We start from the raw sequence: 13,255 nt of genomic DNA on the forward strand, positions 1-13,255 counted from the left end.
GCCGATGACATCGCCACGACCATCGGATTCGCGCCTTGCGACGCTCTGTCTCGCCGTGTACCGGGCAATGCCCGCCTTGCTCGCAGGCTTTGCCTTTCTGGCGGCATGGGAACTCTATGTGGATCTTTCCGGCATCAAACCGTCCATTCTGCCGGCGCCTTCGCGTATTCTTATCCAGGGCTGGCTGAACCGAGAGGGGCTGATATCAAACACCTGGCCGACGCTCGGCGCGACACTCGGCGGCTTCGCCCTGTCGCTCGCCTTCGCCTTCGCCTCTTCGATCCTGATGGATTTCATGCCCTTCATGCGTCGGGCACTGCTGCCGATCTTCATCGCCAGCCAGACTCTGCCGCTGGTGGCGATCGCACCCCTCGTCGTTCTCTGGTTCGGTTTCGGCCTTTTGCCGAAGATATTGCTGGTGGCGCTCGTCACTTTCTTTCCGCTGCTCGTTGCCCTGCTTCAGGGTTATGAGGCGACCGATCGCGACATCGCCGAGCTCTTGAATTCGATGAAGGCGAGTCGCTGGCGCATTTTCCGCCTGGCGCGGCTTCCCTCGTCGCTGCCCTATTTCTTCGCCGGCCTTCGAATTTCGATCACCTATGCCGTCGTCGGCGCGATCTTTGCCGAATATGCCGGCGCTGCAAGCGGCCTCGGCATTTATATCCTCAACGCCAAGAACAATTTCCGTCCCGATCTCGTGCTCGCCGCCGTGATCGTCAGCGCTGTGTTGACGCTCTGCCTCTTCGCGCTGACGGTGGTTATCCAGCGTTTCGTCATGCCCTGGCAGCCATCCAAGGAACGGCGCCGATGACCGGTCAGATGCTTGAGCTGCGCAACATCTCGAAGTCCTTCGACGGCATGAAGGTCCTGGACGACATTTCGCTCGCGGTCGCAAACGGCGAGTTCGTCTCGATCGTTGGCCCATCCGGCTCGGGAAAATCGACCGTGCTGAGACTGCTGACTCAGGCGCTGCGGCCGGATTCCGGCAACATGCTTTTCAACGGTGCGGCGCTGGAACAGACGCCGCATTCCTTTGCCTTCATGCCGCAACGCGATGCGCTGATGCCCTGGCGCCGGATCATCGACAATGCCGTGCTCGGCCTGGAAGTGAGGGGCATGAATCGGCGGGCCGCCCGCGCCGCTGTCGCGCCCCTCTTCGAGCGGTTTGGCCTGGCCGGCTTCGAGCATCACTACCCCGCCTCTCTTTCCGGCGGCATGCGCCAGCGTGCTGCACTGCTGCGCACCGTCATCCAGAAGCAGGACATGCTGCTGCTCGACGAGCCCTTCGGCGCGCTCGATGCGCTGACTCGCATCCAGATCCAGGAGTGGCTGCAAGACATGTGGACCGAACATCGCTGGACGGCGCTGCTGATCACCCACGATGTTCGCGAGGCCGTTTTCCTCTCCGACCGGATCTACGTGCTGTCTGCCCGCCCGGCCCGCGTCATCCGCGAATTCCGCGTTTCCCTGCCCCGCCCGAGAAGCATCGCTGATCTCGGTTCGCCCGCGGCCCAGGCAATCGAGACTGAAATCCTGCAAACCCTGCTTCATCCGCAAGAACAGGATGATTTCAGGCCGGTCGGCCTGCAATCTGAATCCTGTTCCAATTTAAAGAGTTAGAGCACGATGTCGTCCGAAAACCGCTCACACTTTTCGGGATCCTGCTCTAATAGACCTGAGGAGGTCACCATGCTGCTTCTCACCCGTCGACAGACGATCCTCGCCGCTATCGCAACAAGCCTCGCCGGCCGCGCCGCCTTCGCTCAATCGGCGCCCGCAAAGGTTCGTATCGCGCTCGACTGGACGCCCAACACCAACCACATCGGCATCTATGTCGCCAAGGCGAAAGGCTTCTACACGGCCGCCGGCCTCGATGTTGAGATTCTGCCCTTTACCGACACCAGCGCCGGCACGCTGGTGTCGAACGGGGTCGCCGACTTCGGCATCAGCAGCGAGATCGAGGCTCTCACGCAGCGCGCTGGCGGCGGTGACGTGAAGATGGTCTACGGCGTCGTCCAGACGGAAACCGCACGCCTGATCTTCAAGGGCGGGCGCGACGACATCAAGAGTCCCAGAGATCTCGACGGCAAGACCTATGGCGGCTTCGGCGGCACCTGGGAAAGCGCGCTGGTCTCAGCGATGATCCGCAATGACGGCGGCAAGGGCGACGTCAAGACCGTCACCCTTGGCACCTCCGCCTATGAGGCGCTGGACAATGGCTCGATTGACTTCACGCTGGAGATCTACACCTGGGAAGGCATCGCCGCCGAGCTGGAGAAGCGGAAGATCAGCCGCTTCCACTATTCCGATTACGGCATTCCCGACGAGCAGACGACGGTCATCGTTTCCAGCGACGCCTATCTCTCGGCCAGTCGAGAACACGCCCGCGCCTTCATCCAGGCCACACGTCAAGGCTATGTCTACTCCATCGACCATCCCGACGAAGCCTGCGAACTGCTGATATCGGGAAGCAACGGCGCACTGATGAACACGGAACTGGTAAAGGCTTCCCAGAAGGCATTGATCGAAGGCCATTTCCTGAGATCCGAGGCCGGCGTGATCGGCACCCTTGACCCGGCAAAGGCCGATGCCATCGGCGGCTTCCTGCTTGAGAACGGCATCCTGGTTGATGCGAATGGCGTCGTGCTCAGGGAGAAGCCGGACTTTTCCACCTATTACACCAACGAACTCCTCGGCTGATCCCGACCCGCCCTTGCCGACGCGGCCTTCCGCGGCAATGCTTTGAGCTTGGGCGGTTTGAGCCGAATCGAGCGGGGCGGGAACGACATGCGAGCACAGGACAGACTGGTCGGAGCCGACTTTCTGCGCGCGATGGCGTGCTTGTTGGTGCTCGCGCATCATCTCGCGCTCCGGCTGGATATGCGCAGAATTCCGGATGAATTGGCGCCGACGGCCAACGTCCTCCGCTTCGGCAATTTCGGCGTCGCCATCTTCTTCGTGCTCAGCGGCTTTCTGCTTGCCCGCCCTTTCTGGCACGCTCTCGACGCCGGCGGCGCCATGCCGAGCCTCGGGCACTACGCCATCCGCAGGTTGGCGCGCATCACTCCGGGCTTCTGGTTCGCCGCCAGCGTCGGCTTTATCCTCAGCCTGACGCTGCTTGCCCTGCCGCTGACGCCGGAGCTCGTCGTCCGCTATGTCTCGGGACTGCTGTTCATGAGCCAGTGGCATTGGCGCACGTTCTTTCCCGTCGAAGCCGATGGGCCGCTCTGGTCCATTCCCTTCGAGGTCACCAGCTATGTGCTCCTGCCGGCCGCCTTTTTCCTGCTGTTTCGCTTGCCCCTGCTGCGGCGACGTCCGTTCTTCGCCCGCGCCGTATGGCTCTGCGTCATTGCCGTCGTCCTTCTTGCCCATCTGGTAATCCTGAGGCTCTTTGCGCTCGACGATATTGGGCGCGGCTGGGCATATGGCCTGCAGGGCGGGGCGAAGGAATGGATGCCCAACTATAATCCGATCGGTTTCTTTGCCGTCTTCGCGCTCGGTGCCTTTGCCGCCGGCATCGAAGTGATGTTGTCCGCAAGGCGCTCTTCCTGGTTCGACGCCGCGGCACTCCTGGCCCTTTCGGTTGCCGCTTACCGCCTCCTCATATCACCTGGCGGCTCGGCCGAAGGTTACGGCTGGCTTGACATCCCCTATGGATTTCCAGTCTTTCCACTGGCGGTCGCAACAGCGCTCGTTTCGCTCAGCCGTGCCCAGGGCCTGGGCAGGCTGCTTGATAACGCTCCTGTCCGCTACGTCGCCAATATCTCCTTCGGCATTTACATCTGGCAGGAGATCATCCTGACATTGATCCAGAGACTCGACCCCGGCTCGTTCGGGGCCTCCTCGGAGAACGTGGTCACCGGTTGGCTGCAATCCTGCACACTGACGGCGGCGCTCGTTTTTCTGGTGGCAAGCCTCAGTTATTATCTGTTGGAACGACCGGTAATCGATTTCGGCAATCACCTCACATCGCGCCGCCTGATCGGGCTACTCCTTTAGAAGTATAATTTCGAACGCCACTCAACTAGAGGCATTAAGGTTAACGCGAAATACTCCCATTTTTGGCGTCTTTATGCTTACCGATTTCTTCTTTATAACGATGACAAACCATACGTAAGCATGTATCTGTCTCCCCGCAGTTCAGTATCGCATCTAAACTTCTGGGCTTTGAGTAATGAATGCTTTTACTTCGAAGATAAGTTCACGCTTCGATTCGTCTCAGCGTCAGAACAAAATCCGGACTCTGGTTGTAGCGAACTCCAACATTCGCCAGCCGGACAGCTTTTCTGGTGTCGAAGGCAAGGCGGCTCTGCGATTGGCCGTAAAGCGGCTGATCGACATCGTCATCGCGGCCAGCGCTCTCCTCGTGCTGGCGCCGCTTTTCCTGGCAATCGCTATTTTCATCAAACTCGACGATGGCGGCCCCGTATTCTTCCGTCAGATCCGTTGGGGCCTGAACGGCCGAAAGATCACCGTCTTCAAGTTCCGCTCGATGCACACCGACGCTTGCGATCCCAGCGGCATCCAGCAGACCGTCAAGGGCGACAGGCGGGTGACCGGCATCGGCGCTCTGCTCCGCAGGACAAACATTGACGAGCTGCCGCAACTTCTGAACGTCCTCAGGGGCGACATGTCCCTGGTCGGTCCGCGCTGCCATGCCATCAACATGCGCGCAGCCGGCAGGCTTTACGAAGAATTGGTGCCGAACTACCACCATCGCCACGTCATGCGCCCCGGCATCACCGGCCTCGCGCAGACACGGGGCTGGCGCGGACCGACGGCACGGCCGCTGCAAGCCCGGGCCCGGATCGCCTGCGATATCTATTACGTCAGGAATTTCAGCCTGCTGCTCGACCTGAAAATCCTGTTCAAGACGCTGGTCATCGAGCTACGCGGCGGTACCGGCTTCTAATGAGAGTCTGCCCGGTTCCAAGCCTCGCGCGCACAATGTGCGGCCACGAAGATGCAGTCGTAAAACAAGGAAAGCACGATAGGCGTATCAAGGGCCGCAGCGCTTTTGCGCGCGCTTTGAAGTCGCGCGGCACTGCAAGTGTCGCCTCACCGTCGTAAACCGGCAAAAGCGGCTTTGATCGCCTGCTCTCTCTTCACTTTCGTTGATGCGCTTCCATCGTCGCGCTCAAAGACGGCAGAAACAAGAAAAGCGGCCTCGCGGCCGCCTTTCATTGATGCTGTCGCTGTGATCAATCCTGCTGGACGATGCCGCTAAGATGCGTCAGTTCCAGGATGAAGTGCTCAAGCTTGGACTTGTGCTCATGATGCACGGCATCCTCGAGTTCCTTCTTGGCAGCTTCGATGCGGCGGGTCAGCTCATCCTTGTTGAGCTCTTCAACCGGAACGGCGGACTCGGCAAGCAATGTGCAGCCTGTCGGCAGGATATCGGCAAAACCACCGAACACCACATAGTCCTGCTTTCTGCCGGAGCCGGAGCGGACGCTCACGATACCCGGCTTGATCGTTGTCATGGTCGGCGCATGATGCGCCATAACCGTCATCTCGCCTTCGGTTGCGGGAATGACGACTTCGGTCACCATCTCCGACAGCAGCAGGCGCTCCGGCGAAACGAGCTCAAAGTTGAAATTGTCAGCCATCAGTGACTTACCTTCTCGGCTATGGCTTTTGCAGCTTGCAATTTGGTCCCGCAGAACGGGCAGTGCAGTATCGCCTGATCGAGATATCCGAGGCCTTCCTCGGTCTGAACCAGCCCGACAACCATCATCGTCACGCCGTTATCGGCGCGGTAGACGGTCGGCGCGGCCGGCTCTGGCAGCTCCGCCACGACTCGCTTGAGGGAGTCGCAGCAGAATATCTCGTCCTGAGCGTCGCTCATCAAGCGGCGGCGAGCTTCTTGGCCTTCTCGACGGCTTCATCGATCGAGCCGACCATATAGAAGGCGGCTTCCGGCAGATTGTCGTATTCGCCGTTAACGAGGCCCTTGAAGCCCTTGATCGTGTCTTCGAGAGCAACGAGCTTGCCCGGCGAGCCGGTGAAGACTTCGGCAACAAAGAACGGCTGCGACAGGAAGCGCTCGATCTTGCGGGCACGGGCGACGGCAACCTTGTCCTCTTCGGACAGTTCATCCATGCCCAGAATGGCGATGATGTCCTGCAGGGCCTTGTATCGCTGCAGCGTCGACTGGACCTTACGGGCGACTTCGTAATGCTCTTCGCCGACGACCAACGGGTCGAGCATGCGCGAGGTGGAGTCGAGCGGGTCGACGGCCGGGTAGATGCCCTTTTCAGCAATCGAACGCGACAGAACCGTCGTTGCGTCAAGGTGGGCGAACGAGGTCGCCGGCGCCGGGTCGGTCAAGTCGTCGGCCGGAACGTAGATGGCCTGGACCGAGGTGATCGAGCCCGTGGTCGTGGTGGTGATGCGTTCCTGCATCTGACCCATGTCGGTTGCGAGCGTCGGCTGATAACCCACGGCCGAAGGAATACGGCCGAGCAGAGCCGACACTTCGGAACCCGCCTGCGTGAAACGGAAGATGTTGTCGACGAAGAACAGAACGTCCTGGCCCTGGTCGCGGAAATGTTCTGCGACGGTCAGACCGGTCAGAGCGACGCGAGCACGCGCGCCCGGCGGTTCGTTCATCTGGCCGTAAACGAGCGCAGCCTTCGAGCCCTCGCCACCGCCATGCTTGTTGACGCCTGATTCGATCATTTCGTGGTAGAGGTCGTTGCCTTCGCGGGTACGCTCACCCACGCCTGCGAAGACCGAGTAACCACCGTGCGCCTTGGCGACGTTGTTGATCAGTTCCATGATGAGAACCGTCTTGCCGACGCCGGCGCCGCCGAACAGGCCGATCTTGCCGCCCTTTGCGTAAGGGGCGAGAAGGTCGACGACCTTGATGCCGGTAACGAGGATCTGCGCTTCCGTCGACTGCTCGACGTAAGCCGGCGCGTCCTGGTGGATGGCGCGCTTGTGGGCGGTGTTGAGCGGGCCTGCTTCGTCGACCGGTTCGCCGATGACGTTCATAATGCGGCCAAGCGTCTCATCGCCGACAGGAACCGAGATCGGGGCACCGGTATCGACGACCTGCTGGCCGCGGACGAGACCCTCGCTCGAGTCCATGGCGATGGTACGGACTTCGTTTTCGCCCAGATGCTGAGCGACTTCGAGAACAAGGCGGTTGCCGTTGTTATCGGTTTCGAGCGCGTTCAGGATCGCCGGCAGTTCGCCTTCGAAAGCGACGTCGACGACGGCGCCGATAACCTGGGTGACTTTGCCGACAGAACGGGTAGCTGCCTCAGCCATTTTCTTACCCTCTTTTCCTAACTCAGAGCGCTTCCGCGCCCGAAATGATTTCAATCAGTTCCTTGGTGATCTGCGCCTGACGCTGGCGGTTGTAGCTCAGCGTCAGCTTGTTGATCATCTCACCAGCATTGCGCGTCGCATTGTCCATGGCGCTCATCTTGGCGCCCATTTCGCCCGCGACATTCTCGAGGAGAGCGCGGAAGATCTGGACCGAGATGTTGCGCGGGATCAGATCGTCGAGGATCGACGCCGGATCCGGCTCGTATTCGTAGACGGCGCCAGCATGCTCCTCATCCTCGACGACGGCTTCCGGGGCCTTGGCGGGGATGAGCTGCTGCGCGGTCGGAACCTGGCTTATCACCGACTTGAACTCGGAATAGAACAGCGTGCAGACGTCGAATTCGCCGGCCTCGAACATCTCGATGATGCGCTTGCCGATCTGGTCGGCATTCTCGAAACCGATCTTCTTGACCTCGCGCAATTCCTTGCGCTCGACAATCAGTGACGCGAATTCGCGGCGCAGAATGTCATAACCCTTCTTGCCGATCGTGAAGATCTTCACCGTCTTGCCTTCGGCGACCAATTTGCGGACATGGTCGCGGGCGAAGCGGGCAATCTGCGAGTTGAAACCGCCGCACAGGCCGCGTTCGGCCGTGCAGACCACGAGCAGGTGCACCTGGTCCTCGCCGGTGCCGGTCATCAAGACCGGCGCCCCGTCCGCATCGGTAACGGCCTTGGCGATATTCGCAAGGACCGCGTTCATACGCTGCGAGTAAGGCCGGGCGGCCTCGGCCGCCTCCTGCGCACGCCGAAGCTTCGCCGCGGCGACCATCTTCATCGCCTTGGTGATCTTCTGCGTCGCCTTGACGGAGGCGATCCGATTTTTCAGATCCTTAAGTGAAGGCATCCGTTATCCGTCCTAACCTGGCCCGATTACTGGAAAGACTTGGCGAAGCTGTCGAGAGCAGCGGTGAGCTTGCCCCTGGTGTCGTCGCTGATAGCCTTTTCCGTGCGGATTGCGTCGAGGATGGCGGAGCCTTCCGAACGCAGATAGGACAACAGGCCCTGTTCGAACTTGCCGACCGATGCGACCGGCAGCTTGTCGAGGTAACCATTGACGCCTGCGAAGATCACGGCGACCTGCTCTTCCGTCTTCAGCGGCGAGAACTGCGGCTGCTTCAGGAGCTCGGTCAGGCGAGCGCCACGGTTCAGCAGGCGCTGCGTCGCAGCGTCAAGATCCGAACCGAACTGGGCGAAGGCGGCCATTTCGCGGTACTGGGCGAGCTCGCCCTTGATCGAGCCTGCGACCTGCTTCATCGCCTTGATCTGAGCCGAGGAACCGACGCGGGAAACCGACAGGCCGACGTTCACGGCAGGACGGATACCCTGGTAGAACAGGTCGGTTTCAAGGAAGATCTGGCCGTCGGTGATCGAGATCACGTTGGTCGGAATGAAGGCCGAAACGTCGTTGCCCTGCGTTTCGATGACCGGAAGAGCGGTCAGCGAACCGGCACCCATGTCGTCGTTCATCTTCGCAGCGCGCTCGAGCAGGCGAGAGTGCAGATAGAAAACATCGCCCGGATAGGCTTCGCGGCCCGGCGGGCGACGCAGCAACAGCGACATCTGGCGGTAGGACACGGCCTGCTTCGACAGGTCGTCGTAACCAATCAGCGCATGCATGCCGTTGTCGCGGAAATATTCGCCCATGGCGCAGCCGGCAAACGGGGCCAGGTACTGCATCGGCGCCGGGTCGGAAGCGGTGGCGGCGACGATGATCGAGTATTTCAGCGCGCCGCGCTCTTCGAGCACCTTGACGAACTGGGCGACGGTCGAACGCTTCTGGCCGATAGCGACGTAAACGCAGTAAAGCTTTTCGCCCTCCGGACCATTGTCGTGAATGGCCTTCTGGTTGAGGAAGGCATCGAGAAGGATGGCGGTCTTGCCGGTCTGGCGGTCGCCGATGACGAGTTCGCGCTGGCCGCGGCCGACCGGAATCAGCGCATCGATGGCCTTGAGGCCGGTCGACATCGGCTCATGGACCGACTTGCGCGGGATGATGCCGGGAGCCTTGATGTCGACGCGCGAACGGCGCGTCGCATTGATCGGGCCTTTACCGTCGATCGGGTTGCCGAGCGCGTCGACGACACGGCCGAGCAGTTCGGGACCAACGGGAACGTCGACGATGGCACCGGTCCGCTTGACAGTGTCGCCTTCCTTGATGTCGCGGTCGTTACCGAAAATAACGACGCCGACATTGTCGGATTCAAGGTTCAGGGCCATGCCGCGGATGCCGCCGGGGAACTCGACCATTTCACCAGCCTGGACATTGTCCAGCCCGTAAACGCGAGCGATACCGTCACCGACGGAGAGAACCTGGCCGACTTCCGAGACTTCCGCCTCTTTGCCGAAATTTTTGATCTGGTCTTTGAGAATTGCGGAAATTTCCGCGGCGCGGATATCCATCAGCCAACCTCTTTCAATGCGAGCTTAAGGGTAGAGAGTTTGGTACGAAGAGACGTATCAATCTGACGGGACCCGACCTTCACGATCAGACCACCAAGAATTGACGGATCAACCGTGACGGCCATCGTCACGTCTTTGCCGGTGACGCTCTTGAGTGCCGCCTTCAATTCGGTTTCCTGCGCTTGGGAGAGCGCATGCGCCGAGGTGACCTCGGCGGAGATTTCACCGCGATTATTCGCCGCGATGAGGCGGAAGGCCCTGATCATCCCCGGCAGGGCAAACAGGCGGCGGTTGCGCGCCACGACCTTCAGAAAATTGGCGAAGAAGCCGCTGATGCCGGCTCTCTCGCTGATGGCGACAATCGCCTTCAGCTGATCTTCAGCGGAGAAAACCGGGCTTGCGACGAAGCGCTTCAGTTCGGCGCTCTCATCCAGCATCGCCTGGAAACGGTCAAGATCGGCGGCTACGCTGTCGACGGCGCCGTGTTCGAGCGCCAGCTCGAAAAGCGACGAGGCATAGCGCTCGGCAACACCAGAAGTAAGCTGGGACGTGTCTGCCACTGGCACAAATTTCCCTGATTTCAATCCAAAATCCGGCTCTCGGCGGGCGCCGAACCTATGATCTTGAATTCGTTTTGATTTCCCCCAGAAATCACAAGAGAAGCCTCTTGCTTCTTCCGAAATTCGGGGTCCGTCTAACATAGGATGTTCGGACTCGCAACACGCGTAATGCCCGAATACGCCTTTCGCATGAATTTCTGTTCGCAAAATTGCGCAATGGCCTGAAAGCGGGCCGCGCAAGCCGCCGCCGGCGGCGAAAATCATGTTTGGAAGAAGCCGAAAACATACAGCAGCGGCAGTGCCGCGATAACTGTTTGCACAACCAGAAGTAAATAGTTGAGATAAGTACTCCCCTTATCTGACAGGATGGAGACGATGCGGGCGAACGCGGCCATGGCGAACGCTGCGCCGAATGCCGTATAAATCAGCGGCTGCGCCAGCACGACGGAACCGAGACCAAAACCGAGATAGAAGCCGCCTGTCGATCGGACCTCGCTGAAACCTTCACGCCGCTCGCCGCGCGGCGCCAGGCCGAAGATCCTCATCGCAAGACCGGGCGCAAACATGATGACGAAGCCGGCGATGGCCGTGAAGGCGGCTGCGCCGAAGGCAAGCTGCTCGCCAAATTCCGTGGGAAACTCAAATTCCATGCCTCGACCCCAAATCATCCGCTGATTCTGCGTTTATGCCATGATCGGCCGCATCCGGAAACGCAGCGTGCGGAACGATCTACAGAAAGCTCTGGGGATCGATGTCGAGCTGCACCTGCACTGATCCGCGCTCCTTCGGCGACTGCGACAGCATCGCCCGCAAAAACGCCTGGATGTCGGAGTTGCGCCGTCCGTGGACCAAAAGGCGGAAGCGGTGGCGGCCGCGCACCAAGGCGAGGGGCGCTTCCGCCGGGCCGAGCACTGAGATGCCGGAGACCTGGGGCGCTGCGTTGCGCATGCCGCGCGCATGGTTCTCGGCGTCGTGGCGCGTTTCTGCCGATACGATGATCGAAGCCAGCCGGCCGAAAGGCGGTAGTGCGGCGCGTTCGCGCTCGGTGATCTCGCGCTCGTAAAAGGCATCGGAATCGCCTGATACAATCGCCTGCATCACGGGATGCTGCGGCTGGTAGGTCTGCAGCAACCCGTGGCTTTTGAGACCGGTGCGTCCGGCGCGGCCCGTCACCTGCGACAGAAGTTGAAACGTGCGCTCGGCCGCGCGCGGGTCGCCATTGGCAAGGCCGAGATCGGCATCGACGATGCCGACCAGCGTCATCAGCGGAAAATTATGCCCCTTGGCGACGAGCTGTGTGCCGATGACGATATCGGCCTCGCCCTTGGCGATTGCATCAAGCTCCAGCCGCAGCCGCTTCACACCGCCCATGATATCCGAGGACAGAACGATTGTCCGCGCCTCTGGGAAATGTCGCTCCACCTCTTCGGCGATGCGTTCGACGCCAGGCCCGCAGGCGACGAGATGGTCGAGCGTGCCGCACTCCGGACAGGCCTCCGGGGTGCGCTCGGCATGGCCGCATTGATGGCACTGCAGCTGCTTGCGGAAGCGATGCTCGACCAGCCAGCTCGAACATTGCGGGCATTGGAAGCGGTGACCGCAGACCCGGCAGAGCGTCAGCGGTGCATAACCGCGCCGATTGAGAAAAAGCAGCGCCTGTTCGCGCCTCTCCACGGTCTTGCCGATCGCCCGGATCAGCACCGGCGACAGGAAGCCACCGCGCTCCGGCGCGTGCCTGCGCATATCGATGAGATGCAGATCGGGCAGCGCCGCGTCGCCGAAACGCGTGGGCAGGTGGACGGTGCTGTAGCGGCCGTTCTGCCCGTTGACCTGGCTTTCGACCGACGGCGTCGCCGACACCAGGATGACGGGAAAATCACCGATGCGGCCGCGCACCACGGCCATGTCGCGGGCATTATAGAAGACCCGATCTTCCTGCTTGTAGGCAGGATCATGCTCCTCGTCGACGATGATGAGACCAAGGTCTTCGAAAGGCAGGAAGAGCGCCGATCGGGCGCCGGCCACGACCCGCACTTCCCCGGTCACCGCCTGGCGCCAGACCTTTTCGCGCATGCGCGGGGCGAGGTCGGAATGCCATTCGGCCGGCTTTGCCCCGAAGCGATCCTGAAAACGCTCGAGGAAACTCGCCGTCAGCGCGATCTCCGGCAGCAAGATCAGCACTTGCCTGCCGCGCTTCAGCGTCTCGGCGATCGCCTCGAAATAGACTTCGGTCTTGCCGGAGCCGGTCACCCCGTCGATCAGCGACACCGAAAATTCGCCCCTGCGGACGTCGGAGACGATCTCCGCCGCCGCCTCTTTCTGCGGCCCTTCGAGGCGTGCGGCGGCAAAGCCGGGATCCGGCATCGCCACAACGGGCGGCGGCGGCAGGAACACCGTCTCGAAAATGCCGAGCGTGATCAGCCCATCGACGACGCTCGTCGAAACGCCGGCCGCATGCGCCAGACCGCTGCGCGTCCATGACAGGCCGTCGAAAGCGGCCGCAAGCACGCGAGCACGCGCCGGTGTCATCCGCTCAGGTTCGCCGCCGACGAATTTCAGCCCCTCCACCATCGGCTCAGGCTCGAAGGCATTCGGCGCCCTGAGCGCCATGCGTGCCACGAGGCCGGGCGGGGAGAGCGTGTAGCTCGCCACCCAATCGATGAAATCCCGCATCTCCTTGGAAAGCGGCGGGCAATCGAAGACATGGCTGATCGGCCGCAGCTTCTTCGGATCGACGCCATCTTCGCCGCCGTCCCAGACGACGCCGATCACCTGCCGCGGCCCGAGCGGTACCTGCACGACCGAGCCGGGCTCGACCGCCATGCCCTCCGGCACCGAGTAGGAATAGGGTTTCGGCGCCGGCATCGGCACCAGCACCGGAACCGTTCGGTTCACGGGCGGTGCTTCGAAAAGCGTGCCAAAGAGATCGGACGAATCTATGCTCATCGCGCGAGACC

Annotated in this window: 12 protein-coding genes and 1 pseudogene; 5 read left to right on the forward strand and 8 right to left on the reverse strand. The window is 61.3% G+C overall.

Annotated features, from left to right (window positions below; genetic code table 11):
* Positions 1 to 4: 4 nt before the first annotated feature.
* From HJC04_RS10565 to HJC04_RS10585, 5 genes and pseudogenes are all read left to right on the forward strand, one after another.
* On the forward strand, positions 5 to 811 hold the full coding sequence (locus HJC04_RS10565; RefSeq protein WP_221146057.1) for an ABC transporter permease: 807 nt from the start codon (positions 5 to 7) through the stop codon (positions 809 to 811).
* Positions 808 to 1,620 carry an ABC transporter ATP-binding protein gene (locus HJC04_RS10570; RefSeq protein WP_210632935.1) on the forward strand — a complete coding sequence of 271 codons (813 nt, stop codon included), beginning with the start codon at positions 808 to 810 and terminating at the stop codon, positions 1,618 to 1,620. The genes HJC04_RS10565 and HJC04_RS10570 overlap by 4 nt, the downstream gene beginning before the upstream one ends.
* A gap of 69 nt (positions 1,621 to 1,689) precedes the next feature.
* The gene (locus HJC04_RS10575) at positions 1,690 to 2,700 is read left to right on the forward strand and encodes an ABC transporter substrate-binding protein (protein WP_210632936.1); all 1,011 of its coding nucleotides are present in this window, start codon (positions 1,690 to 1,692) and stop codon (positions 2,698 to 2,700) included.
* An 87-nt stretch (positions 2,701 to 2,787) separates the two neighbouring features.
* Positions 2,788 to 4,007 (forward strand): annotated as a pseudogene (locus tag HJC04_RS10580) (acyltransferase family protein).
* 167 nt (positions 4,008 to 4,174) lie between these two features.
* The gene (locus HJC04_RS10585; protein ID WP_221146061.1) at positions 4,175 to 4,912 is read left to right on the forward strand and encodes a sugar transferase; all 738 of its coding nucleotides are present in this window, start codon (positions 4,175 to 4,177) and stop codon (positions 4,910 to 4,912) included.
* Between the two features lie 289 nt (positions 4,913 to 5,201).
* On the opposite strand, the gene HJC04_RS10590 is transcribed toward HJC04_RS10585, so the two are convergent.
* The 8 genes from HJC04_RS10590 to HJC04_RS10625 all read right to left on the reverse strand — a co-directional run bounded on the left by HJC04_RS10590 (position 5,202) and on the right by HJC04_RS10625 (position 13,244).
* Positions 5,202 to 5,609 carry a F0F1 ATP synthase subunit epsilon gene (locus HJC04_RS10590; RefSeq protein WP_210632939.1) on the reverse strand — a complete coding sequence of 136 codons (408 nt, stop codon included), beginning with the start codon at positions 5,607 to 5,609 and terminating at the stop codon, positions 5,202 to 5,204.
* Positions 5,609 to 5,848 (reverse strand): hypothetical protein, encoded by a 240-nt coding sequence (locus HJC04_RS10595; RefSeq protein ID WP_210632940.1) that lies wholly within the window; start codon positions 5,846 to 5,848, stop codon positions 5,609 to 5,611. Before HJC04_RS10595 ends, HJC04_RS10590 begins: the two co-directional genes overlap by 1 nt.
* The gene (gene atpD / locus HJC04_RS10600; RefSeq protein WP_168296614.1) at positions 5,848 to 7,275 is read right to left on the reverse strand and encodes a F0F1 ATP synthase subunit beta; all 1,428 of its coding nucleotides are present in this window, start codon (positions 7,273 to 7,275) and stop codon (positions 5,848 to 5,850) included. Before atpD ends, HJC04_RS10595 begins: the two co-directional genes overlap by 1 nt.
* Positions 7,276 to 7,297: 22 nt before the next feature.
* Positions 7,298 to 8,182, reverse strand: coding sequence for a F0F1 ATP synthase subunit gamma (locus HJC04_RS10605; protein WP_168296613.1), 885 nt, complete (start codon positions 8,180 to 8,182; stop codon positions 7,298 to 7,300).
* 26 nt (positions 8,183 to 8,208) lie between these two features.
* Positions 8,209 to 9,738, reverse strand: a complete 1,530-nt coding sequence (atpA, locus tag HJC04_RS10610; RefSeq protein WP_210632941.1) for a F0F1 ATP synthase subunit alpha — start codon at positions 9,736 to 9,738, stop codon at positions 8,209 to 8,211.
* A complete protein-coding gene (locus HJC04_RS10615) occupies positions 9,738 to 10,304 on the reverse strand; it encodes a F0F1 ATP synthase subunit delta (RefSeq protein ID WP_210633043.1) in 567 nt (188 codons plus the stop codon). Before HJC04_RS10615 ends, atpA begins: the two co-directional genes overlap by 1 nt.
* 254 nt (positions 10,305 to 10,558) lie before the next feature.
* Complete coding sequence (locus HJC04_RS10620; protein ID WP_210632942.1) at positions 10,559 to 10,948, reverse strand: DUF4345 domain-containing protein; 390 nt, start codon at positions 10,946 to 10,948, stop codon at positions 10,559 to 10,561.
* A 79-nt stretch (positions 10,949 to 11,027) separates the two neighbouring features.
* Positions 11,028 to 13,244, reverse strand: coding sequence for a primosomal protein N' (locus HJC04_RS10625; RefSeq protein ID WP_210632943.1), 2,217 nt, complete (start codon positions 13,242 to 13,244; stop codon positions 11,028 to 11,030).
* Between the last annotated feature and the right edge of the window lie 11 nt (positions 13,245 to 13,255).

The sequence above is a fragment of the Rhizobium sp. NLR8a genome (assembly GCF_019685235.1).
In the GTDB taxonomy this organism is placed as follows: domain Bacteria; phylum Pseudomonadota; class Alphaproteobacteria; order Rhizobiales; family Rhizobiaceae; genus Rhizobium.